The sequence below is a fragment of the Burkholderia sp. Leaf177 genome (assembly GCF_001424345.1).
GTDB lineage: Bacteria > Pseudomonadota > Gammaproteobacteria > Burkholderiales > Burkholderiaceae > Caballeronia.
The window spans coordinates 205884-229006 of record NZ_LMPF01000003.1; the positions used below are offsets into that span (position 1 = coordinate 205884).

Consider the following 23123-nt stretch of genomic DNA (forward strand, 5'->3'; position numbering starts at 1 on the left):
ATGGCCGAACCAATCCGTGGCGCGCTTTCGAAGGCCGATATTACGGGTGTGGTGCTTGCCGGTGGTCGCGGATCGCGCATGGGTGGCGTCGACAAAGGCTTGCAGCCGCTGAATCTCGAACCGCTCGCGCTTCACGCGCTGCGCCGGATGTCGCCGCAATGTGGCGCCATGCTCATCAGCGCAAATCGCAGCCTCGAAATCTATGCGCAACTTGGCATGCCGTTCCGCGCCAAGGTCGTGGTCGATGCATTTCCCGATTTCCCCGGTCCGCTCGCGGGCATATCGGCGGCGATGCACGCGGCGCAGACGGATTTCGTGCTTTTTGCGCCGTGCGATGCACCTTTCATCGATCCCCATCTGGCCGATCGGCTATCGGAAAAGCTGATCGCCAGCGACGCGAATATTGCAATGGCAACAGCTACCGATTCCGCCGGAGAACGCCATCTTCATCCGGTTTTCGCGTTGCTTCGAACCTCGCTCATCGACGATCTCGACACGTTCATCCGCGCCGGAGAACGCAAGGTGCGCGCGTGGTACGCGCGCCACAAGGCGGTAGAAGTGACCTTCACCGACGAGCGTGCGTTTTACAATGTCAACGATCTGCAGCAGCTAGGCGACCTCGAGCGCAACTAAGCGCCGGTTCGTTTCAGTCGCTGCAATCCATCGGCTTGCCGGATGCTGCGTAGTACCGCGCATCTCACCACGTCTGCCTCTCCATCCATCTGCCTGCGGGCTTTGCGTCGATTCTCCGCGCTGTTTTTACCCATCGATGAACACACCCAAGCACTTTTCAAGCTGCGTCGCTGAGTACGATCCGAACGCGCTGCCCGTCAGCGCGGCGCAGGAGATCGTGCGTCAGTGGGCGTTGCCGCGCGGGCGTGCCGAGATGGAACGCATGCGGCTATTCGACGCGCTGGATCGGGTACTGGCAGAAGACGTGATCTCGCCGATCAACGTGCCCTCGCACGATAACTCGGCCATGGACGGCTACGCGTTCAATGGCGCCGCGTTGGAAGTGGCGGGTATCGAAGGGCAAGTGCAATTGTCGATTGCTGGGAAAGCACTCGCCGGACAACCTTTCGACGGTCAGCCGCATCTCACCGAGTGCGTGCGCATCATGACGGGCGCGCTGATTCCGCCCGGTTGCGATACCGTCGTTGCGCAAGAATTCGTGCAGCGCGCGGGAGACACGGTCACGTTTGCAATTGCGGGAATCAAGCGCGGCGTCAATCGGCGGCTCGCCGGAGAAGATCTTGCGCAAGGTCAACCGGCGTTGCGTGCTGGCCGGATTGTGCGGGCATCGGATATTGGCTTGCTGGCTTCGTTGGGCATCGCCGAAGTCGCTGTTCAGCGGCGTTTGCGCGTCGCGTTTTTCTCGACCGGTGACGAACTGCGTTCTGTGGGCGAAGCGCTTACGCCAGGTTCCATCTACGACAGCAATCGCTACACGCTTTACGCGATGCTTCGCCGGATGAACGTCGAACCTGTCGATCTCGGTATTGTCCGCGACGACCGGGCGTCGCTGGAAGAAGCGCTGCGGCGCGCGACCCGGGAAGCCGACGTCGTGATCAGCTCGGGCGGTGTGTCGGTGGGCGACGCCGACTTCACGCGCAACCTGATGAACACGCTCGGCGACGTGGCATTCTGGAAAATCGCGATGCGCCCCGGCCGGCCGCTCGCGTTCGGCCGCCTTTGGTCGGGCGTGCGTCCCGGCGACGGCAAATCGGCGTTGTTCTTTGGCTTGCCCGGCAACCCGGTCGCGGTCATGGCGACGTTTTATTTCATCGTGCGGGAGGCGCTGCTCGCCATGTCGGGCGCGACGCGGCATGCGTTGCCGCTGATATCGGCGATCAGCACGAATCCGTTATCCAAGCGGGCCGGCCGCACGGAGTTCCAGCGCGGTATCGCGCAGCGCGACGCCGCCGGACGCTGGCATGTAGTAACAACCGGGCCGCAAGGCTCGGGAGTGCTGAGTTCAATGAGCGAGGCAAATTGCTTCATTGTTCTCAAGCACGAGGCGGGAAATATCGATGCAGGAGACAGCGTCGATATCCTGCCATTCGACGGCCTGATCTAGCTTCAAAGGCTCTTCGACAACCTGCTTCAAGAATCCGGCCGGGACGCCGTCATCACGTGTGCGGCCAACAGCTGGATTTGAATGCATTGCACTACGACTGACGGGGCTTTTCCTTCATGAAAAAACAGATTACGTTCATCGCACCGGGACAAACCGCCAAAGCGCTGATTCTCGTGTACCTCACATTCAGCGTGCCGATCGTGCTGCTCGGCGTGCTGGTCGCGTTCTTCCGATACGGCTCCGTCGAGCTCAGCACCGTGACGAGCGCCTTGCTGCTCAACGCGATCCTCGGATTCATCCTGTTGTGGATCGCATGTCACGCGTACAACTGGGTGGCGTCGCGATTCGGCGGCATCGAGATCGTATTGTCCGATGCACCGGAAGAAGCCTGATGAGCGCCGCGATCCGTAACGCCACGCCAGACGATATCAGCGCGATTTTCGGCCTCATGCTGGAACTGGCCGAGTTTGAAAAGCTGACGCATTTGTTCGTTGCGACTGAGTCCGGTCTGCACGACGCGCTGTTTGGCGCGAAGCCCGCGGCTGAAGCCATCGTCGCGGAGGAAAACGGGGCAATCGTCAGTTATGCCCTGTTCTTCCAGAACTACTCGACGTTCCTCGGCAAGCGCGGGTTGTATCTGGAGGACCTGTACGTGAAGCCATCGATTCGCGGCAGCGGACTCGGCACGAAAATGCTGCGCGCGCTGGCGGCGCTGGCGGTGGAACGTCAGTGCGGCCGCTTTGAATGGACCGTACTCGACTGGAACACGAACGCCATCGGCTTCTACGAAAAGATGGGCGCGACCGTGCTTCCGGACTGGCGCATCGTGCGTATTACCGGCGACGAACTCGCCAAACTCGCTGCAACTGACTAAGCCTCTGGTTCGTCTCGATCATCAGCTTCATGCCCGAGCAGGTTAGCCGCCTGCTCGCCCGGCAATGCTTCTACATCGCGTAGTTTCTTGCTCATCTGACGTGTACGCGTTTCCGCCGATTCAATCGACCGCGTCACCGCCTCCAATTGCGAGCGCGTCTTCGACAGCACTTCCCCAAACTTCCTGAACTCTGTTTTCACCGCGCCGAGCACTTGCCAGACTTCGCTGGAGCGTTGCTCGATTGCGAGTGTCCTGAAGCCCATTTGCAGACTGTTGAGCAACGCGGTGAGCGTGGTCGGGCCGGTCACGCTCACGCGATATTCACGCTGCAAAAAATCCGTCAGCCCCGGACGGCGCAAGATCTCCGCGTACAAACCTTCAGTGGGCAGGAACAGCAACGCGAAGTCCGTGGTGTGCGGCGGCGCGACGTACTTCTGCGCAATGGTTTTCGCCTCTGCGCGAATCCGACCTTCGAGCGCGCGCGACGCCTCTTCAACCGCAACCGGATCTCCGCGATCCTGCGCATCGATTAACCGCTCATAGTCCTCGCGCGGAAATTTTGCATCGATGGGAAGCCACACCGGCGTCGCCACCGCGTTTGATCCGCTTTGGCCAGGCGCGTCGTGGCGGCCGGGCAGTTTGATTGCGAACTCCACGCGGTCGTTGCTCTTCGGAATGGTCGCGACATTCTTTGCGTACTGGTCCGGCGTCAGCAGTTGTTCGAGCAAAGACTCGAGTTGCACTTCGCCCCACGTTCCGCGCGTCTTGACGTTGGTCAGCACCTTCTTCAAATCGCCGACGCCCGCCGCGAGCGTCTGCATTTCCCCTAATCCGCGATGCACCTGCTCAAGCCGGTCCGATACCAGCTTGAACGATTCGCCAAGACGTTGTTCCAACGTGGCGTGGAGTTTTTCATCGACGGTGCGGCGCATTTCTTCCAGCTTTGCCGAATTGTTCGCCTCAATGTCCTTCAGCCGCGCTTCGAGCGTCGTGCGCACTTCGCTCAAGCGACGATCGTTCGACTCCGACATCTGCGCGAGCTGCAACGTCAAGGCATCGCCGAAACGCTTGAGCGCCTGGCTTTGTTCGTCGCGCGCGTGCTGGCTTTGCTGCACGTTGCTTTCCGTCAACGCCAGCAATTGCCGCGAGAACGCCTCCAACTGAGCGTTCTGAACGTTCGACATGCTCGCGAGTTGCGTTGCGAGCGTCTGCTGGAACTGCGCGAACGCGCCGCCCGCTTCCGTACGCGATGCACGCGAGGTCTCGACGACTTCGCCCCGCACGTTGCGTTCAAGCCGCTCCTGGGCGCGCGCGTGCGCTTCGCCCATATCGATGACCCGATCCGTGAGCGCCTCGAATTGTTCCTCGATATCCGACTCCCGCTTCGGACGTAGCAACAGGATCAGCACAATCACCAGCGTGATCGCGAGGACAGCGACCGCCGCGCTCAACAGCAACAACATGGTCATTTCTTCAGGACGTCCGGATTGATCGGGTTCGGCGGATTGCCTGCGCGCGGACCTTCGCCGAGCGCTGCGATCAGGTTGTCGGCGGCGAGATTTGCCATTGCGCGACGCGTGGATTCGGTGGCGCTTGCAATATGCGGCGTCAGCACGACGTTCGACAAACCCAGGAAATCGCGATTGAAGTTGGGTTCGCCTTCGAACACATCGAGGCCGGCTGCAGCGATCGTCTTGTTGCGCAGCGCCTCGATCAGCGCCACATCGTCCACGATTCCACCGCGCGCGATGTTCGTCAGCGTCGCCGTGGGTTTCATGCTCGCCAGTTCGGCCGCACCGATCGTGTGATCATTTTCCGCCGTGTACGGCAATACCAGCACGACGTGATCGGCCTGCTTTAGTAAGTCGGCCTTCGATGCATATTCCGCGTTCAAGTCCGCTTCAATTTCCGGCGCGACGCGCGAGCGGTTGTGATAAATCACACGCATATTGAATCCCCGTGCACGTCGAGCCAATGCTTGCCCGATGCGTCCCATGCCGATCACGCCGAGCGTCGAGCCATAGACGTCGGAGCCAAGGAACGCGTCGTACGACCACGTGCCCCATTTGCCCGCGCGCAGAAAATGCTCTGAGTCCGTAATGCGGCGCGCGGCGGCCATCATCAGCGCCCAGCCGAAATCCGCGGTGCTTTCGTTCAGCACGTCGGGCGTGTTCGTGCCGAGCACGCCGTGAGCGTTCAGCGCCTGCATGTCGAAGTTGTTGTAGCCGACAGCCATGTTCGACACGACCTTCAAATTCGGTGCGCCTTCGAGAACCTTCGCCGTGATGGGATCGCCTGCGAGCAAGGCGCCGTCGCGATCGGACATGCGGCGGGCGAGTTCGTCGGCGGGAAGCGGTGCTCCCGGATTGGCATCGACTTCAAAATACTGTCGCAGACGTTCGATCACGTCCGGGAAAATCGGGCGGGCAACCAGCACTTTTTTCATCGACTTCTCCTTAGAAGAACAACCATCCAGTAAGCAGGAACAAGGGCAGCAAGATGACCGCTGACCAGCCCAGGTATCCGAAGAAACTTGGCATCGCGACGCCGCGCGATTCGGCGATCGCCTTGACCATGAAGTTGGGCGCGTTGCCTATGTAGCTGTTCGCGCCCATGAAAACGGCGCCCGCCGAGATTGCGGCGAGTGTGGTGGCGCCGGTCGTCATCAAGCTCTGCGCGTCGCCGCCGGCGAGGTTGAAGAAGACGAGGTACGTCGGCGCGTTATCGAGAAACGATGACAGCAAGCCCGTTGCCCAGAAGTACGCGATGTCGATAGGCTTGCCGCTCGAGTCGGTGACCAGATGCACGATGCCCGCAAACGCCCCGTCCGCGCCGGCACGCAAGATCATGATGACTGGTGCAATGGTGATGAAGATGGCGGCGAAGAGCTTCGCGACCTCTTCTATAGGCGCCCAGTTGAACGCGTTGCCCTCCCGCGCGCTCTTCGGCGTGAGCGCGAGCGAAAGCAGCAACACGACTATGAGCATCACGTCGCGTACGAGATTCTGAAGCGCCACGTGCGTGCCGAATACATCGAACTCGATATCCGGTTTCCACAAGCCGCTCATCAGAACCAGCACGACAATTGCCGCGAGAAGAACGAAATTGATCTTCCCGTCGATGCTCAAAGGCGTTTTGCCCGCAGTCTCCTGCGGCGCATCTTCCTGCGCGAAGTAATACCGGTCGAACGCATAAAAAAGTACGAGCAAGACGCCGCAAATAAACAGCGTGGGCTTTGCGAGATGCACGGTGGTCCAGAAAAAGCTGACGCCATTCAGAAAACCAAGGAACAGCGGCGGGTCACCAAGCGGCGAAAGCGAACCACCCGCATTGGCTACAAGAAAAATAAAGAACACCACCCGATGCACCTGATGCCTGCGCTGCTCGTTCGCGCGCAGTAAAGGACGGATCAGCAGCATGGCTGCGCCCGTTGTTCCCATAATGCTGGCGAGCACGGTGCCGAGCGCGAGTATGCCGGTGTTCATGCGAGGAGATCCGCGCAAATCACCATTCAGGCAAATTCCGCCCGCGACTGTAAACAGCGCGGCCAGCAAAATGATGAACGGAATATATTCTTCCAGCATGGCATGGACGAATGTGGCAAAGGCGGCTTGCGCTCCGAATCCCATTGCGAACGGCACGAGAAAAGCCAGCGCCCACGCTGCAGATATCTTGCCGTAATGACTATGCCAGGCGTGCGGCGCGACCAAAGGCGCAATGGCGATGGAAAGCAGAATGCCCGCGAACGGCAGCGCCCAAAGCGGCGATAACGCGCCGCCATTGAGCGTTGCCGCGGAGGCGTCCAGCGGTAACAACGTGATCACGAGAACCTGCATTAACCAAAGCATGTTCCGGCCGCGCCGCCCGCTTGAGTTCCGGCATGCGGCCGATGTATCCATGTGATGGGGTCCCCGTTAGCCTGCACGTCGATCAAGGACTTGATTATAACGAGCAGCCCAGTCCGGCTACCCTAGACCGAACGGCTAACGCTGAGCGATTTTGCGCGAATCCGCGTGCTTGCGAGCTACAGTTCTCCTACCGGCTTGGCGATATCGAAGACCTGACGCAGGTACGCAAGATAAGCCTGGTCTTCGCACATGTTCTTGCCGGGTGAATCGGAGAGCTTGGCGACTGGCTGACCGTTGCATCGGACCATCTTGATGACAATCTGCAGAGGCTGATAACCGAGGTCATTGGTGAGGTTCGTACCAACGCCGAACGCGAGCTGGCAGCGGCCGCGGAAACGTTCGTAGAGGCGAAGGACTTTCGGGATATCGAGTGCGTCCGAGAAAACCAGTACCTTGGTTCGAGGGTCGCAGCGATTCTGTTCGTAGTGACGGATCAGGCGCTCGCCCCAGTCGAAGGGATCGCCGGAATCGTGACGCGCGCCGTCGAAGAGCTTGCAAAAGTACATGTCGAAGTCGTTGAGAAACGCCTTCATGCCATAAACATCGGAGAGCGCAATGCCCAGATCACCGCGATATTCCTTGGCCCACATTTCGAAGCCGAACACTTGTGAATCGCGCAGCCTCGGACCGAGCGCCTGGCAAGCTTGCAAGTATTCGTGCGCCATCGTGCCGAGGGGACGAAGGCCATGCTTCATTGCGTAGTAGACGTTGCTCGTTCCGGTGAACTGTTCGCCGAGCCCTTCCTTCAGCTTGAGGATGACTTCTTCGTGCCACTTGCCCGAGAAACGGCGGCGGGTGCCGTAGTCGGCGATCTTGCAGTCCGAGACTTCGGGACGGCCGCCAAGCAGTTCGATCTTGTCGCGCAGCCGCTCGCGCCCGGTTTCGAAAGTCGGATCGCGCTGCGTGTTGCGGAAATAGACCTCGTTGACGATCGCGAGAACGGGGATCTCGAACAGGATGGTATGCAGCCAGGGTCCGACAATATCGATGTCGATCTCGCCGTTATTCTTCGCCGACGGCTTGATCGTCACGGACTTTTCGTTGAGATGAAAGAGCGCCAGGAAGTCGATGAAATCGCTCTTGATGAAGCGCATCCGCCGAAGGTATTCGAGTTCGTCGTCGGTGAAACGCAACTGACAGAGCGCTCGCACTTCCTCCCGGATTTCATCGATATACGGAACGAGATCGACACCTTGCGTACGGCATCGGAATTTGTATTCCGCGTGCGCTGCCGGAAAGTGATGCAGGACCACCTGCATCATGGTGAACTTGTAGAGATCGGTATCGAGCAGCGAATGGATGATCATGGTTCCAGACGAACGGCTAGTACAACGGAAAGAACCGCCAGGCAAAAACCCGCGGGAAGAACCGCAAGCGGTGACACGGTTTGTATGGTCACGGTCTGAGAGGCGTGTGACGTGCATTGGCTGGTCCCCTGCGGCCTTGAAGTGCATGTTACCCGAAGTGCCGGCCTAGAGCCGCGCCCACGCTGGCTTCAGCATTCGCTAGCGACCACGCGCGGAGCACGTTTGCGTCCATAAACAAATCACTAAAGGATATAAAGCTTGCCAGATCGGGGTCGCGCTCGTATTTACCGGTACGCTACAATATTGGTTTTAGCGCGCGCAATGTGCACAACCGGGCTCCCCTGCCCAGGAAAGAGACTGACGGTTCGAGTTTGAACCAGCGTCCAAGTTGCCCCGCCGCCCCACGAATTTCGCATGCAGGAGCCTGAATGACTCACGTTGTGACCGAAAGCTGCATCAAGTGCCGTTACACCGATTGCGTGGACGTGTGCCCGGTGGATTGCTTCCGCGAAGGTCCCAATTTCCTCTCGATCGATCCGGACGAGTGCATCGACTGTGCCGTGTGCGTGGCGGAGTGCCCGGTCAATGCAATCTATGCTGAAGAAGACGTGCCGGGCGATCAACAGCACTTCATCGAATTGAATGCAGATCTCTCGCGTTCTTGGCCGAGCATCACCAAGACCAAGGCGCCGCTGCCCGAAGCCGATGATTTCAAGGACGTAAAAGAGAAGCTCGAACTGCTCGAACGTTAATGCGCTTATTGCGCCTTTTTGGCGATGGCGAATGGGTTATCGGTTGCCGGGAAATTTTTAAATCGAGATGAACGCAGGGTGTTGACAGTCTAGATTCCCCTCCATATAATTTCGTTTCTCTGCTGCAGATGTTCCCCGATAGCTCAGTTGGTAGAGCGCCGGACTGTTAATCCGTAGGTCCCTGGTTCGAGCCCAGGTCGGGGAGCCAAAAAGGTTCCAGCCAAAAAGCCCAATCGAAAGATTGGGCTTTTTGCGTTTGGAGGGTGGGATTGAACCCGCTCGCGGACGTGCTGCGAAATGATCGCGCATCGATCAGGACAATTGAACGTCGCTGATTGCCCCACTCCGCGTAATCGCCCAATCTTTAAAATCGACGGTCGTCAGACAACGGTATAATCTGGGCTTGCTTCCACCGCCCGACCGACTCAAGGAGCGTTTCTGATGGCCGAACCCCTCGCATCCGTCGCGACACCCCGACGTGCCCGCAACCTCGCGGAGAGCGTGTTCGACTATGTGATCGAACAGATCGAATCTGCTGCCCTGAAGCCGGGCGACAAACTGCCGACCGAAGCCAAACTCATGGCGACGCTCGGCGTTAGTCGTACAGTCGTACGCGAAGGCATTTCGCGTCTGCAGGCGAACGAGGTCATCGAAACACGGCATGGCATCGGCAGTTTCGTACTGGAGCCACGACGCGAGAAGCTCGGTATCGACATGGTGCCGGCCACTACCCTGCGTGACGTCCTCTCCGTGCTCGAATTGCGCATCAGCCTAGAGACGGAATGCGCCGGTCTGGCCGCGCAGCGCGCACAACCTGAGGATCTCGTACGCATGCGCGCCGCGCTCGATGCAATCGAAGCAACCAGCCGCAACGGCAATGACAGCGTGGCCGCAGATCTTCAGTTCCACATCGCGCTCGCCCGGGCAACGGGCAATCGCTATTTCGTCGATATCCTGACGCAAATGGGCTCCGCGCTGATTCCACGCAATCGCATTGACTCGGCGGGTATCGCCAAGGCGGATCCGAAGGCGTACATGTCGCTCGTGAACCTCGAACACGAGAGCATTCTTGAAGCCATCGTCAGGCGCGATGCCGAAAGCGCCCGCGCCGCCATGCGCATGCACTTGTCGAATAGCCGCGAACGGTTGCGGCGCGCCAACCAGGCCGCCGACGCCAATATCTGACCCGCCGCTGTCTGACTGCTTCGCTCTGCAACTCAACGAATGCGGGCGCATCTTATCTTGTCTGACGTCATACTTTAACGGATACTGTGCGTGTGTTTGACATCGATCCCACAGATCTGTAAGGCTTTATAAATACGCGCAATTCGGGGTTAATACCCATACTACGACAAATCCGATCACCCGTAGAATGTCATCAGACAACGTATGTCAATATAACGAGTGCGCGCTGGCTACTTTAAAAAATACTCACGACCGAACATGACGACACCTCAAGAACTCAAGAAAATCGTTTCCGAAGGCCTGCTGTCTTTCCCTCTGACCGACTTCGATGAACAAGGCGATTTTCGCGCCGATACCTACGCCGAACGCCTCGAATGGCTCGCGCCCTACGGCGCGACAGCGTTGTTTGCGGCAGGCGGAACGGGCGAGTTCTTCTCGCTCACGCAGGCCGACTATTCGAACGTGATCCGCACCGCGACCGAAACCTGCAAAGGCAAGGTGCCGATCCTCGCCGGCGCGGGTGGCCCGACGCGCGTTGCCATCGCTTATGCGCAGGAAGCCGAGCGGCTGGGCGCGAACGGCATCTTGCTAATGCCGCATTACCTGACCGAAGCCAGTCAGGAAGGGATTGCCGCGCACGTCGAGCAGGTTTGCAAGGCGGTCAAGAACATCGGGGTAATCGTCTATAACCGGGCGATTTCGAAGCTCAACGCGGACATGCTCGAACGTCTGGCAGACAGTTGCCCGAACCTGATCGGCTTCAAGGATGGAGTGGGCGAGATCGAAAACATGGTGACGATCCGTCGTCGTCTGGGTGATCGCTTCTCGTATCTCGGCGGCTTGCCGACTGCCGAGGTATATGCCGAAGCGTATAAGGCGCTGGGCGTGCCGGTGTATTCATCGGCGGTATTCAACTTCATTCCGAAAACGGCGATGGAGTTTTATCGCGCGGTGGCATCGCAGGATCACGCAACCACCGGCCGTCTGCTCGATGAGTTTTTCATGCCATATCTCGCGATCCGGAATCGTCGCGCGGGATATGCGGTGAGTATTGTGAAGGCGGGCGCGAAGCTCATTGGCCGCAGCGCCGGTCCGGTTCGCGCGCCATTGACTGATCTGACCGAAGACGAAATGGCTCAACTAGATGTGCTGATCAAGAAGCTCGGTTCGCAGTAATCGCCCGAAATACGCCAGCAAAAAGCCCGTTCCGCCAACGCAAGCGGAACGGGCTTTTGTACGTCTGCAAGTCAGTTCAGGCCGTGAGCAAAACAACCGTCAGCGACCTCACGCCTTGCGCGCCGCGAATCAGCACGCCTTCAATGTCGGCTGTGGCGGATGGCCCTGTCACCAGCACCGCGTATCGGGCGCTCTTGAAATCGTCCTGCCTGTACACGTCCTGCAGTCCATCCACGATCCGCGCCGGATCGAGCAGCACGACGAGATGTTGCACGAGATACCCAATCGAGTTGACGATGTACTCGTCCTCGCTGAACCACACCGAGCCGGTTTCCGCCACGCCGAAACGCGCACGCACGACGCCGGCATCGACGTCCTGCAGCAAAGCGGGCGACATCTCCGGGGCAAGCGCGCGGTTTCCATCGATACCCGGAACCGCCGAGGCAATCACAGCATCGGCGCCGAAGCGCTCGGCAAGCAGGGCGCGCACCGTATCGAGCGATTCGCCTTCGACCACCGTTCCGCCCATTGCCGCCAGCGCCGTGCGAAAACGTTCGAGGCGCTCGCCTGGAGGTGTATCGAAAAGGGGCACTTCAGGGCGCGGACGGGCCGCCGGTTGCGCCGCGCGAATCTTGGCGAGGAACGCTTCACGGGTTGTCGTCATTTCTGCGCCGCCTTGCGATTTTTCTTGTACCAGTCGTGGAAGGTTTCAGGCGGTGTTTCGGGCAAGTCGCGCTGACGGCCCCAGATGTTCAGCGGGTTATACAACACGAAATTCGGCAGGCGTTTCAACGCGCCGCCAAGCGACGCCACCGTGCCGCGATACAGCGTCGGGCTTGCAAGCAGGCGCCCCGCCATCTTCAGCACTTCGGCCTTCACGAACGGCACTTCGTGATTCGCCGCGATGACCTCGCGCCACTTGTAGATCTGCTCGTGGATGTTGACTTTCGTTGGGCAGACGTTCGTGCAGCTGCCATTCAACGTCGATGCAAACGGCAAGCTGCTGAAGCGCTTCATATCGTAAGTCGGGTTGATGATCGCGCCGATCGGCCCCGAATACGTAAAGCCATACGACAACCCGCCGCTACGCCGATAAACCGGGCACGTATTCATGCACGCGCCGCAGCGGATGCATTTGAGCGAGTACCAGAAATCCTCCATGGCAAGGCGTTCGGAACGGCCGTGATCCACGAGGATGTAGTGCATCTCCGAACCCGGACGCGGCGCCCGGAAATGCGAAGTGTATTGCGTGATCGGCGAGCCAAGCGCGCTCCGTGACAGCATGCGTACGAACACACCGAGATCGGAAATCATGGGAATCAGCTTTTCGATACCAATCGATGCAATATGCAACGGCGGCACATTCGCCGACAAATCCGCGTTGCCTTCGTTCGTGCACACCACGACCGTGCCGGTCTCGGCGACCGCGAAGTTGCAGCCCGTCATGCCGGCCGTTTTCTCACGCACGAAATACGGTCGCGTGTTCATGCGCTGGCTTTCGGCGAGATAGTGGATGTCGCTATTCTTGGGATCCGTGCCGATGGTCCGTCCGAACAATTCGGCAACATCCGCGCGCAACTTGTGCACGGCCGGCACGACCATATGGCTCGGGTCCTGATTGTCCAGTTGCTGGATGCGTTCGCCGAGATCCGTTTCCATCACCGTGATACCGCGCGGTTCGACGTACTCGCGCATCTTGCATTCATCGGTGAGCATGGATTTGCTTTTGACGAGCGTGGTCAGGCCGCGCTCGGACATCAGCTTGTAGACGATCTTGTTGTGTTCCTCGGCGGTCGCCGCGAAATGCACCGTGACGCCGTGCGACTCGGCTTGCGTGATGAACTGCTCGAGATATTCGGAGAGATGCGAGAGCGTGTGCTCCTTGATCCCCGACGCCAGATCCCGCAGCGTCTCCCATTCCGGCATGCCGTGCGCCTGCGCATCGCGTTTGCTGCGCAGGTCCCAGAGGCGTTTATCGTGGAAAGCGACGTGATCCGTTTTCGCGATAAACGCACCCGCCGCTTTCGCGTGATCCAGCCGTTTGCTCTTGCCCTTCACGACGTCGCTCATGCGCGTGCTCCGTTCAGAACCTGGGCAATGTGGATGAACCGTGCATCGAGTTTCAGGCGTTCGGCGCAGCCTTGCTGATGCATGAGGCACGACATGTCGCCGGAGACGATGTATTGCGCGCCCGCGCCCAAATGGTCGCGCACCTTGTCCTGTCCCATCCTCACCGATACCGCTTCTTCCGTCACGGAAAACGTGCCGCCGAAGCCGCAACATTCGTCGGGTCGGGTTGGTGCGACGAATTCGATGCCCTTTACGCCTTCGAGCAACGCGCGCGGTTTGGAGAACGGCGCTCCGCCGATTTCCGATGCCGATACTTCCTTCAGATGCCGAATCGCGCTGCAGCTGTTGTGCAGGCCTACGCGGTGCGGGAATTCGGCCCATGGAAATTCGCGCACCTTGAGGACATCGTGGAGAAACTCGACGAGCTCGTAGGCGCTTGTTCGAACCTTTTTCACCGATGCCGTTTGTTCGATTGCCGTTAGATGTTCGCGCACGTGGTGGATGCAACTCGCCGAGGGTCCGACCACGTAGTCGTAATCGGCGAAGTTGCGGGCGAACACGCGTTCCGCGCCGGCGGATTCTTTTTGCGCGCCGCTGTTTGCCATGGGCTGGCCGCAGCAGGTTTGTTCTTCGGGGTAATCGACGTCTACGCCTAGCCGTTCTAGCAGTTCGAGCGTCGCAATGCCTACTTCAGGATAGAACGCATCAATGAAACACGGGACGAACAAGGCAACTTTCATTTTGATTTTTACGCTGGCGCTCGGGGGAATTTTTGGGTTGCTGGCGGTTTCGGATCTTTTTGTGGTCAGCGTGGTCTGACCAAGACTTTAAAGTTTGTGGTGTTTCATGTCAAACTAAGGACTCGGGAGTCCGAGGGTGACGGTGGGTTGCTGCTTTTTGGGGTTTCGCGGGTTTTGTGCTGGCTGAGTTTTTTGGCACTTTCACCCACTGGCCGTGGCGGGGCTTTATTTCCTGAGGTTTTGATTTTGGCGGTTGGGCGGTTGTTTGTAGTGGTCGGAGTTGCTGCTGCTTAAGTCTTCGCGGGTACTGTCTCAGCTGATTTCTTTAGCACTGTTAGCCACTGTCCGTGGCGGGACTTCATTTCACAGGTTGGACGCTGACGCTTGAGCGGTTGTTTGTAGTGGTNAGCACTGTTAGCCACTGTCCGTGGCGGGACTTCATTTCACAGGTTGGACGCTGACGCTTGAGCGGTTGTTTGTAGTGGTCGGGGTTGGTGCTGGGTTGCTGCTGCTTAAGTCTTCGCGGGTTCTTTCTCAGCTGATTTCTTTAGCACTGTTAGCCACTGTCCGTGGCGGGACTTCATTTCACAGGTTGGACGCTGACGCTTGAGCGGTTGTTTGTAGTGGTCGGGGTTGGTGCTGGGTTGCGCCCGCGCGCAAGCTCGACCAGTNAGCACTGTTAGCCACTGTCCGTGGCGGGACTTCATTTCACAGGTTGGACGCTGACGCTTGAGCGGTTGTTTGTAGTGGTCGGGGTTGGTGCTGGGTTGTTGCTGCTTGGGCCTTCGCGGGTTCTGTCTCAGCTGATTTCCTTAGCACTGTTAGCCACTGTCCGTGGCGGGACTTCATTTCTTTTTCCAACGGCGACAAAGAAACGAAGCAAAGAAAACGCCTCCCAACCGCTAACTCTTAAGTGTCCACAGCGTGCAGCGAAAACTGTGTGGCACGCAAGAAGTACCCTCAGCGCATAACCCCGAACACTTGAAACCCTCCCCCTCCGTTCACGGCAACCCACACGCTTCGCCACCGGTGTGGGAATCCACTAACCAGGCCTCCCCGCTGCGCGCGCTGGCGCCCAAACGGAAGAACGGAAGAGTTACGGTACTAGCGAAGCTGTCTCGGATTCAAGCTGCTCAGGACCCGTTATGAGCTCGTCCGCTGTTACGTGTATGCCAGGTTTCCGTATTAACGGATTCCGACGCTGGTGGCGAAGCGTGTGGGTATCTGTTACCGGAGGGGGAGGGTTTCAACTGTTCTGGGCTATGCGCTGAGGGTGCTTCTTGCGTGCCACGCAGTTGTCGCTGCACGTTGTGGACACTTAAGAATTAGCGGTGGAGAGGCGTTTTCTTTGCTTCGTTTCTTTGTCGCCGTTGGACAAAGAAATGAAGTCCCGCCACGGACAGTGGCNTTAAGAATTAGCGGTGGAGAGGCGTTTTCTTTGCTTCGTTTCTTTGTCGCCGTTGGACAAAGAAATGAAGTCCCGCCACGGACAGTGGCTAACAGTGATGAAGAAGTCAGCTAAGACAGAACTCGCGAAGGCCTAAGCAGCAGCAACCCAGCATCAACCCCGACCGCAACAAACAACGTCCGAGCGCCAGCGTCAAACCTCGTGAAATGAAGTCCCGCCACGGACAGTGGCTAACAGTGATGAAGAAGTCAGCTAAGACAGAACCCGCGAAGGCCTAAGCAGCAACAACCCGGCACCAACCCCGACCGCTACAAACAACGTTCGAGCGTCAGCGTCCAACCTCGTGAAATGAAGTCCCGCCACGGACAGTGGCCAAAGAGAACGGCAAAGACAAAACCCGCGAAGGCCCAAGCAGCACCAACCCCTGCCCCCCGCTCACAAACCATCCCCCCCAAAAAAAGTGCCAACGCCCCGCCCCTTCCATCCCGTCAACGCCTACCGAGTACGCATCGCCGATGTCGTCTCCGACCAGATCCGCGCCCTGATCACGAGCGGCGCCCTCACCCCAGGTCAGCGCCTCCCCGCCGAACGCGATCTCGCCGAACAACTCAACGTCTCGCGGCCGTCGCTGCGCGAAGCACTAATCCGCCTGGAATCCGACGGCTTCATCCGCGCCGCCGCCCGCGGCGGTTTCGAAGTGTCCGATGTCACCGCGCCCCTCGTCTCCGCACCGCTCGCCGCATTGCTGAGCCAGCACCCCACCGCCAGCGCCGATGTCCTCGAACTGCGCCACGGTCTCGAATCCCTCGCGACCGCCTACGCCGCCGAACGCGCAACCGATACCGACCTCGCCCGCATCGCGGAAACCTTCCAGGCCCTGAAAACGGCGGCCATCGAACCGAAACGCACGCGCATTGCCGAACACGACGCCGCGTTCCACCTGGCAATCGCCGATGCCACCCACAACCTCGCGCTCGCCCACGTAATGCACGGCCTGCACGAACTCGTGCGTGAATCGATGCTGACGTCACACAGGCTGGTCGATTACGACGATCAGGTCGAAGCCGATCTGCTCGCGCAACATCAAGCCATTTTCGATGCCATCATCGCCCGTGATCCGCAACGCGCGCGCGACGCCGCCGGCGCGCATCTGGACTACGTGCGCACGCTGTATCGTGACAGGCTGCCGAAGCCCGAAGCGCCGCGCCAACCCGCGAAAAACCGTAACCCGGAGACCACGCAATGAACATTTCCAGCGCCCATTGGGGCGACCTCCCGGACGGCACGCCCGTCGAACTCCATACCATCAGCCACGACAACGGCTTGCGCGTATCGGCAACGAACCTGGGCGCAGCGCTCGTCTCGTGGTTCGCGCCGGATCGCGACGGCCGTCTCGCCGATATCCTGCTCGGCCACGACACGCCCACCGCCTACACGGAAGGCCCGGCGCACATGGGCGCGACCGTCGGGCGATGGGCGAACCGGATCGCGGGCGCGCGTTTTTCACTCGATGGCGTCGAGTATCCGCTCGAAGCCAACCAGCCGCCGAACTCGCTGCATGGCGGCTCGACCGGATTCAGCTACAAGCTCTGGCAAGCGAAACACACGGACGAATCGCTCGTGTTCAGGCTGGAGTCGCCCGCCGGCGACAACGGTTTTCCCGGCGCGCTCACGGTCCAGGTGACCTACACGTTCAGCGCGGCGGGGGAGCTGACGATCGCCTACGACGCTTTCACCGATGCTCCCACGCCGCTCAACCTCACGAATCACGCGTACTTCAACTTGTCGGGCGCGCCTTCGAGCATTGCCGATCACGAGATCGAAATCGCGGCGGACCAGTTTTTCACTATCGATGAAAACACGATCCCAGTAACACTCGAAAGCGTCGCCGACACCCCGTTCGATTTTCGCAAGCCAGCGGCAATCGGACCGCGCATCGATGCACAGGACAACGAGCAGGTCCGGCTGGCGAATGGCGGTATCGATCATTGTTTTGTATTGCGCTCGATCGGCGCGGTCACCGAACTGCCCGAATTGCAGCGCGCGGCGAACGTCTATCACCGGCCGAGCGGCCGTGAACTGACGGTATCGACGACTGAACGCGGCCTGGTGTTTTATACGAGCAATCATCTGGAAGGCGAGCCGGGCAAACAAGGCACGATCTATAAAAAGCATGGCGCGTTGTGCCTGGAAGCCGGCGGATTCCCAAATCAGATCAACATGGAAAGCGCGGAAGACGTGGTGTTGCGTCCAAACGAACGCTATCGGCAAGTGACGCAATACACCACCGGCATTCGATAGGAGCCCGCCTACACCGATATAGGACAGGCGCGGCTATCGGCACATCGACCTCTCACGGATACTTGATTCATCAAATCAGATATGGAATGGAGGACGACATGCCTTACCTACTTGGCTGGCTGCTTGGTGTTCCGGTGATCGTGCTGGTGATCTTGTATCTGATCTTCCACTGATCTTTCAACTGCACGCGTTTTAGCCGGACTCAACGAAGGCGTCGTTACAATACGACGCCTTTTTTGTTTTTTATCGTCAGCATATCGCCAGCACACCGCCAGGAATGGCTCAAGGATTCCGATGAAACGCGCCCTCCCCTTGCTTGCATCGCTCGCTGCGCTGTTCGGCGTTTCCAGTCTTCATGCCGAGGAAATCGCCAGCGTGAACACCAACTTCCGGTTCACCGGTTCGGATCGCGTGAGCGTGGAAGCGTACGACGATCCAGCCGTCGCCGGCGTCACCTGCTACGTCTCGCGGGCGCGAACGGGCGGTGTGAAGGGAACGCTGGGTATCGCGGAAGACCCGTCCGAGGCGTCGATTGCGTGCCGCCAGGTCGGTCCGATCAAGATCGACGCGCCGCTGAAACAGAAAGCCGATGTGTTTTCCGAGCGCATGTCGTTCATCTTCAAGACGTTGCATGTGGTGCGAGTTGTCGACGCCAAGCGCAACACGCTGGTTTATCTGACGTATAGCGACCGCATTGCAACCGGCAGCGCGAAGAACAGCGTCACCGCTGTGCCTATGCCGGCCGGCACCACGATTCCCGTGAAGTGACTGGAGGCTTTCCTCCAACGCTCTAAAGTTTTCCGCCCGGCCGCCGATATCAAGACGAATGGCCATCGCTCTAATGGCGACGCCAACTGTTTTCCCGCGCGAGCACAAAAATTCGATGCGCGGGACGCGCGAACCGGGACACATCATGGGCCAGATCACCCTCTCATTCAAAGACGAAACGCTCGTTGCGCTGCGCCGCGATTTCGATACGTTCATTCGCCTGTCGCTGAAATTCGATCCGCAATTCGTCACGCCATCGTTCGAAGATTTCCTGCGCGCAAAACTGCTCGACAACCCCACGCCGCTCACCGAACAAGCTGTCCAGCGAATGCTGCAGAACGGCCAGTACGCCTGGGCCAAGCGCGCGCTCGACAAGGAATTCCCGGACGTGGTGGACATGATGATGCGCCAAGCCGCGGAACACGGTTTCGGGTTTGCGGTGCGCTCGGACTGGTCGACGGACGATCTGGTAAAAGCCGCGCGAACCTGGGCGACGTCGATCGTCACTGAAGCAAAAGGCGACCCGGCGCAAATCGAATCGCTTGCCGCGCAGATCAAATCGGCGGCAACGGATATTCAGGATCTCGAGCAGAAGATGCAGACGCCCGCATGGCGTCTCGCCGATTCCCTGCGGCAACGCGTGTACGAAACAAGGATCGCGACCGAGCATAGCGTGGGCTCGACCGCGCGCGAGAAGCTTGGCGAGCTGCGCTGTTTGCTGCGGCTCGGAATGTTTCATGGCTCCGTTTCGAAGCAGGAAGCGCAGCAAGTGCTGGAACAATTGCGCTCGTTGAAACCCGAGATTTTTATCGAAGAGCCGTATGACGGTTTTACGCGCTTTGGCAATTGGCTTCGTGCAATCTTCACGCCGGAGCGCAAGGTGCCGAAGCCGTCGCGTGCGGAACGTTGAGGCGCTTTATTCCCACATTTTCTTGAGCCGCGCCGCGATATCCAGCTTCGCTTTCGCCGCCGCGGCCAAACCTGCGGCAGTCGGCGCCACCGGCTCAGGCACATGCGGCCACGCGCGCGCCTCGAAATGCGGCATCAGATGCGCGGGAATGAAACGCGTGCGCGCCGCCCACACGTGCCGGTCGCCCATGGCCGTCTGGTTGTGCACATAGAACCGCTGCGGCGTGACTATATGCAGATCCTCTTTTGCGCGCGTCATGGCGACGTATAACAGCCGCCGTTCTTCATCGATTTCTTCGTCGCTGCCCGTGCCCATGTCCGACGGAATGCAGCCGTCCACGCCGTTCAGCACAAACACGTTCTTCCATTCCTGGCCCTTGGCCGAATGGATGGTCGAAAGAATCAGATAATCTTCATCGATAAGCGGCACGCCCGACTCGTCGCTCGTGGCATCGGGCGGATCGAGCGTGAGTTCCGTCAGGAAACGCTCGCGCGTGGGATACGTGGATGCAATGCTTTCCATCTGCAGCACGTCGCCATGACGGATCGCCGCGTCTTCATGATTGCGCTCCAGATGCGGTTCGTACCAGCGCCGGATCATCTCGAACTCGGCTGGCCAGCCGCTTTCACGTGCGCACACCTTCGCCATCAGCGCCGCAAATACAGGCCAGTCCTCGCTCGCGCGCGGCGGCGGCGCAAATGCCGCAAGCGCGGACGCTGTATCGCCACGTTCAGTTACCTGATCGAGCACGCGACCCGCGATTGCCGGCCCAATACCCGGCAGCAACTGCACGACGCGAAATCCGGCCACGCGATCGCGCGGATTTTCCGCCCACCGCAATACGGCCAGCACGTCTTTCACATGCACGGAATCGAGAAACTTCAATCCGCCGAATTTCACGAACGGAATGTTGCGCCGCGTGAGTTCTATTTCCAGCGCGGCGCTGTGATACGCGGTCCGAAACAACACCGCTTGCTGCTTGAGCGTCATGCCGCCTTCACGCGCTTCCAGTATTTGCTCGACGATGTAACGCGCCTGATCGGCTTCATCGGCGACGGAAACGATCCGCGGCCGTTGCTCCGACGACTTGTCCGTCCAGAGGTTTTTTGTATATCGCTCGGTGGCGAGTCCGATCACCGCGTTCGATGCCGCGAGGATCGGCTGCGTGGAGCGGTAGTTGCGCTCGAGCGTCACGCATTTGGCGGGCGGATTGAAGTGATTCGGGAAGTCGAGAATGTTGCGCACCGTCGCGCCGCGAAACGAGTAGATGGACTGCGCGTCGTCGCCGACGACGGTGAGGCCGCGGCCGTCGGGTTTCATGGAAAGGAGGATGGACGCCTGGAGCGTGTTCGTGTCCTGGTATTCATCGACGAGAACGTGGTCGAAGCGGCTCGACAAATCCGCCGCAATCGACGGCTCCGCGGCCAGGTGCGACCAGTAGAGCAGCAAGTCGTCGTAGTCGAGCACGCTTTGCTGCTGCTTCGCGTGGACGTAGGCGGCGAAAAGGCGGCGCAAATCGTCTTCCCACTCGCGGCACCATGGGAACGCCTGATCGAGTACGGTCGCGAGCGAAGCGCCCGTATTGACCACGCGCGAGTAGATGGCGAAGCAGGTGGACTTGGCGGGAAAGCGCTTTTCCTTCGCCGATAACCCCAGTTCGTGCCGCACGAGATTCATCACGTCGGCGGAATCCTCGCGGTCGTTGATGGTGAACGACGGCGACAAGCCGACCAAATCAGCATAGTCGCGCAGCAATCGCGCGCCGACGCTGTGGAACGTGCCGGACCACGTGAGGCCCTGCGCCATGCCGCTGCGGTTTCCAAGCGCGTTCGTTGCGATGCGCGTTACGCGCCGAGTCATCTCGTTGGCCGCGCGCCGCGAAAAAGTCAGCAACAGGATTCGGCGCGGATCGGCGCCCTTCACCAGCAAATGCGCCACGCGATGCGCAAGCGTGTTCGTCTTGCCCGATCCCGCGCCCGCAATCACGAGCAGCGCGCCGGCGGCGTTGCTTGTATTGGTATCGGCATCGGTGCCGTATTCGACGGCCTCACGCTGCGCGTCGTTGAGCTTGGTCAAATACGGCGCGACTTCCGCTTCATCGGATTCGGTCCTGGCATCAATGGCGGGAATGGGCGAAAGCACGTCGCGTGACCTTAAAGCATGGAAAAAACAGGTGACGCACACTGTATATCCATACAACCCTCGCACGCAAGCGCTTGATGCAGCACGCTTTTGGCCCTAAAAAACAAACGGCCCGGCGAGCTTTGCGCTCGTCGGGCCGTTCTTCAAGCGACAAAGCGAAATCAGTCCGCTTTCTTCGCGTTCTTCAGGTTGGCGTCGGCGGCGGCTTCATTCGCCTTCGACTGCGACTCGGTCTTCTGCTTGTCGGCCTTGGCTTGCGCCACGTTCGCGTCTTTATCGGCTTCGGCCTGCTTTTTGGCGGCCTTCTTCTCCGCGTGCGTGGGCTCGGCCGTGGTCTGCGCGATCGATACCGTCGCCGCCGTTGCAAACGCGCCTGCAAGCAAGGCAGCACATAAACGATGAGTGGTCTTGGTCATGATGTTCTCCTTCTATTTTTTTCCGGGCGCGGCGATCACGAAAAAGCCGCGCTCATTGATACATCCAGCTTAGTGCTGCAAGTTCGTGTTCTGCGGACCGTTCGGTTCGGCGGACTTGAGTTCGTCGTTGGCCGTTTGGTTATCGGCCTTCTTGTTGATCTTCGCGTTGCGGACTTGCTCCTTGTATTGCTGCTTCGCCTGCTTGCTGGTCGCCTTCAATTCCTGCTGCGACGCCTTCTTCGATGCCTTGTATTCCGCGCTGGCCTGAGCGTTCGCGTTGCGCTTCTGAACCAGCGGATCGGTAGGCGCCGGAGCCGTCAGGTTCTGAGGCGCGGGCGTAACCTGGGCAGGCGGCTGGGCACCGGCATCGGTCGGCTGTGCGGTCTGCGCGAAAGCGGAACCTGCGATAGCAATGAAAGCGGTACCAAGCAGCATCTTCTTGACTTGCGACATATTCAATTCCTCTCTAGCGATTGTTTTTCCGGGTATCGATGGCAACGCAGGGCAGCCTGTTTCGTGTCCTGAAACGCCCTTGGGCACTGCGCGCTGCCATCGCCCGCTTACTCGATTACGGGACAACGTATTACGACTGACCCCGCTCCCGCCATCCGGGTTCGATGAAACCCGTCACTGTTACCGAAGGTTTAATTTTCTGACATGTTGCAAAAGCGCCGGATGGCCGGATTTACCGGGACATGGCCTTATTCGCACGCGGCGTGCCTGCACAGCCAATACTTCACACGAATACGGCCTGCATCGCTGGTTTATGATGTGCGCCCTATCCGCCTCAAAGCGGTTTCAATCTGAACGAGGGCCGCCATGCCGCGCCAGGAATTCACGCTTACGGGCGATTACGTCGAACTGCACAACCTGCTCAAGATCATGGGCTTAGCCGACAGCGGCGGCTCGGCGAAGATGCGTGTAGCCGAGGGCGAAGTGAAGGTCGACGGCAAGGTTGAGTTGCGCAAGACGTGCAAGATCCGCGCGGGCCAAACGGTTCTTGTCGACGACACCACCATCAAGATTCGCAAGCCGGAATAAATCATTCGATCGATGCAGCACGCATCTGACCGTGGTCAATTTTTACAT

The 23123-nt window shown here is 59.3% G+C and carries 22 protein-coding genes and 1 tRNA gene; 13 read left to right on the forward strand and 10 right to left on the reverse strand.

The window, feature by feature from the left end:
• The 4 genes from mobA (at nt 1) to ASG35_RS06580 (ending at nt 2951) form a co-directional block, all read left to right on the forward strand.
• On the forward strand, nt 1-633 hold the full coding sequence (mobA, locus tag ASG35_RS06565; protein WP_056354411.1) for a molybdenum cofactor guanylyltransferase MobA: 633 nt from the start codon (nt 1-3) through the stop codon (nt 631-633).
• 136 nt (nt 634-769) lie between these two features.
• Nucleotides 770-2077 carry a molybdopterin molybdotransferase MoeA gene (gene moeA / locus ASG35_RS06570; protein ID WP_056354414.1) on the forward strand — a complete coding sequence of 436 codons (1308 nt, stop codon included), beginning with the start codon at nt 770-772 and terminating at the stop codon, nt 2075-2077.
• A gap of 116 nt (nt 2078-2193) precedes the next feature.
• Nucleotides 2194-2469, forward strand: coding sequence for a hypothetical protein (locus ASG35_RS06575; protein ID WP_056354418.1), 276 nt, complete (start codon nt 2194-2196; stop codon nt 2467-2469).
• Complete coding sequence (locus tag ASG35_RS06580; protein ID WP_056354421.1) at nt 2469-2951, forward strand: GNAT family N-acetyltransferase; 483 nt, start codon at nt 2469-2471, stop codon at nt 2949-2951. The genes ASG35_RS06575 and ASG35_RS06580 overlap by 1 nt, the downstream gene beginning before the upstream one ends.
• Here the strand turns inward: ASG35_RS06580 and rmuC are convergent.
• The 4 genes from rmuC to pncB all read right to left on the reverse strand — a co-directional run bounded on the left by rmuC (nt 2948) and on the right by pncB (nt 8166).
• Nucleotides 2948-4414, reverse strand: coding sequence for a DNA recombination protein RmuC (gene rmuC / locus ASG35_RS06585; RefSeq protein ID WP_056354588.1), 1467 nt, complete (start codon nt 4412-4414; stop codon nt 2948-2950). The genes ASG35_RS06580 and rmuC overlap by 4 nt on opposite strands.
• A gap of 2 nt (nt 4415-4416) precedes the next feature.
• Entirely contained in the window at nt 4417-5397 is a 981-nt protein-coding gene (locus ASG35_RS06590) for a 2-hydroxyacid dehydrogenase (protein WP_056354424.1), read from the reverse strand.
• A 10-nt stretch (nt 5398-5407) separates the two neighbouring features.
• Nucleotides 5408-6799, reverse strand: a complete 1392-nt coding sequence (locus ASG35_RS06595; protein WP_056354591.1) for a sodium:proton antiporter — start codon at nt 6797-6799, stop codon at nt 5408-5410.
• 176 nt (nt 6800-6975) lie between these two features.
• Nucleotides 6976-8166, reverse strand: coding sequence for a nicotinate phosphoribosyltransferase (gene pncB / locus ASG35_RS06600; protein WP_056354427.1), 1191 nt, complete (start codon nt 8164-8166; stop codon nt 6976-6978).
• A 428-nt stretch (nt 8167-8594) separates the two neighbouring features.
• On the opposite strand from pncB, the gene fdxA reads away from it, so the two are divergent.
• The 4 genes from fdxA to kdgD all read left to right on the forward strand — a co-directional run bounded on the left by fdxA (nt 8595) and on the right by kdgD (nt 11279).
• The gene (gene fdxA, locus ASG35_RS06605; RefSeq protein ID WP_056354430.1) at nt 8595-8918 is read left to right on the forward strand and encodes a ferredoxin FdxA; all 324 of its coding nucleotides are present in this window, start codon (nt 8595-8597) and stop codon (nt 8916-8918) included.
• 132 nt (nt 8919-9050) lie between these two features.
• A tRNA-Asn gene (locus tag ASG35_RS06610) sits at nt 9051-9126 on the forward strand.
• A gap of 233 nt (nt 9127-9359) precedes the next feature.
• Complete coding sequence (locus tag ASG35_RS06615; RefSeq protein ID WP_056354433.1) at nt 9360-10103, forward strand: FadR/GntR family transcriptional regulator; 744 nt, start codon at nt 9360-9362, stop codon at nt 10101-10103.
• 258 nt (nt 10104-10361) lie between these two features.
• The gene (gene kdgD, locus ASG35_RS06620) at nt 10362-11279 is read left to right on the forward strand and encodes a 5-dehydro-4-deoxyglucarate dehydratase (RefSeq protein WP_056354436.1); all 918 of its coding nucleotides are present in this window, start codon (nt 10362-10364) and stop codon (nt 11277-11279) included.
• Nucleotides 11280-11355: 76 nt separating this feature from the next.
• Here the strand turns inward: kdgD and ASG35_RS06625 are convergent, their stop codons facing one another.
• The 3 genes from ASG35_RS06625 to ASG35_RS06635 are packed head-to-tail and all read right to left on the reverse strand — an operon-like array spanning nt 11356 to nt 14089.
• The gene (locus tag ASG35_RS06625; protein ID WP_056354439.1) at nt 11356-11943 is read right to left on the reverse strand and encodes a LutC/YkgG family protein; all 588 of its coding nucleotides are present in this window, start codon (nt 11941-11943) and stop codon (nt 11356-11358) included.
• Entirely contained in the window at nt 11940-13349 is a 1410-nt protein-coding gene (locus tag ASG35_RS06630; RefSeq protein ID WP_056354442.1) for a lactate utilization protein B, read from the reverse strand. The genes ASG35_RS06625 and ASG35_RS06630 overlap by 4 nt, the downstream gene beginning before the upstream one ends.
• Nucleotides 13346-14089 carry a (Fe-S)-binding protein gene (locus ASG35_RS06635; protein ID WP_056354445.1) on the reverse strand — a complete coding sequence of 248 codons (744 nt, stop codon included), beginning with the start codon at nt 14087-14089 and terminating at the stop codon, nt 13346-13348. Before ASG35_RS06635 ends, ASG35_RS06630 begins: the two co-directional genes overlap by 4 nt.
• Nucleotides 14090-15957: 1868 nt before the next feature.
• On the opposite strand from ASG35_RS06635, the gene ASG35_RS06640 reads away from it, so the two are divergent.
• From ASG35_RS06640 to ASG35_RS06655, 4 genes are all read left to right on the forward strand, one after another.
• Complete coding sequence (locus ASG35_RS06640; RefSeq protein ID WP_056354448.1) at nt 15958-16743, forward strand: FadR/GntR family transcriptional regulator; 786 nt, start codon at nt 15958-15960, stop codon at nt 16741-16743.
• Nucleotides 16740-17798: an aldose epimerase family protein gene (locus tag ASG35_RS06645; RefSeq protein ID WP_056354451.1), complete on the forward strand. Its 1059-nt coding sequence runs from the start codon at nt 16740-16742 to the stop codon at nt 17796-17798. Before ASG35_RS06640 ends, ASG35_RS06645 begins: the two co-directional genes overlap by 4 nt.
• 294 nt (nt 17799-18092) lie before the next feature.
• Nucleotides 18093-18566: a CreA family protein gene (locus ASG35_RS06650; RefSeq protein WP_056354454.1), complete on the forward strand. Its 474-nt coding sequence runs from the start codon at nt 18093-18095 to the stop codon at nt 18564-18566.
• Between the two features lie 145 nt (nt 18567-18711).
• Entirely contained in the window at nt 18712-19476 is a 765-nt protein-coding gene (locus tag ASG35_RS06655; RefSeq protein ID WP_056354594.1) for a DUF4088 family protein, read from the forward strand.
• Nucleotides 19477-19482: 6 nt separating this feature from the next.
• On the opposite strand, the gene ASG35_RS06660 is transcribed toward ASG35_RS06655, so the two are convergent.
• The 3 genes from ASG35_RS06660 to ASG35_RS06670 all read right to left on the reverse strand — a co-directional run bounded on the left by ASG35_RS06660 (nt 19483) and on the right by ASG35_RS06670 (nt 22487).
• Nucleotides 19483-21597, reverse strand: coding sequence for an ATP-dependent helicase (locus ASG35_RS06660; protein ID WP_056354595.1), 2115 nt, complete (start codon nt 21595-21597; stop codon nt 19483-19485).
• Nucleotides 21598-21779: 182 nt separating this feature from the next.
• On the reverse strand, nt 21780-22034 hold the full coding sequence (locus ASG35_RS06665) for a hypothetical protein (RefSeq protein WP_056354457.1): 255 nt from the start codon (nt 22032-22034) through the stop codon (nt 21780-21782).
• Between the two features lie 69 nt (nt 22035-22103).
• Entirely contained in the window at nt 22104-22487 is a 384-nt protein-coding gene (locus ASG35_RS06670) for a hypothetical protein (protein WP_056354460.1), read from the reverse strand.
• A gap of 366 nt (nt 22488-22853) precedes the next feature.
• Here ASG35_RS06670 and ASG35_RS06675 point away from each other — a divergent pair, with 366 nt between their 5' ends.
• Entirely contained in the window at nt 22854-23075 is a 222-nt protein-coding gene (locus tag ASG35_RS06675) for an RNA-binding S4 domain-containing protein (protein WP_056354462.1), read from the forward strand.
• Nucleotides 23076-23123: the final 48 nt, after the last annotated feature.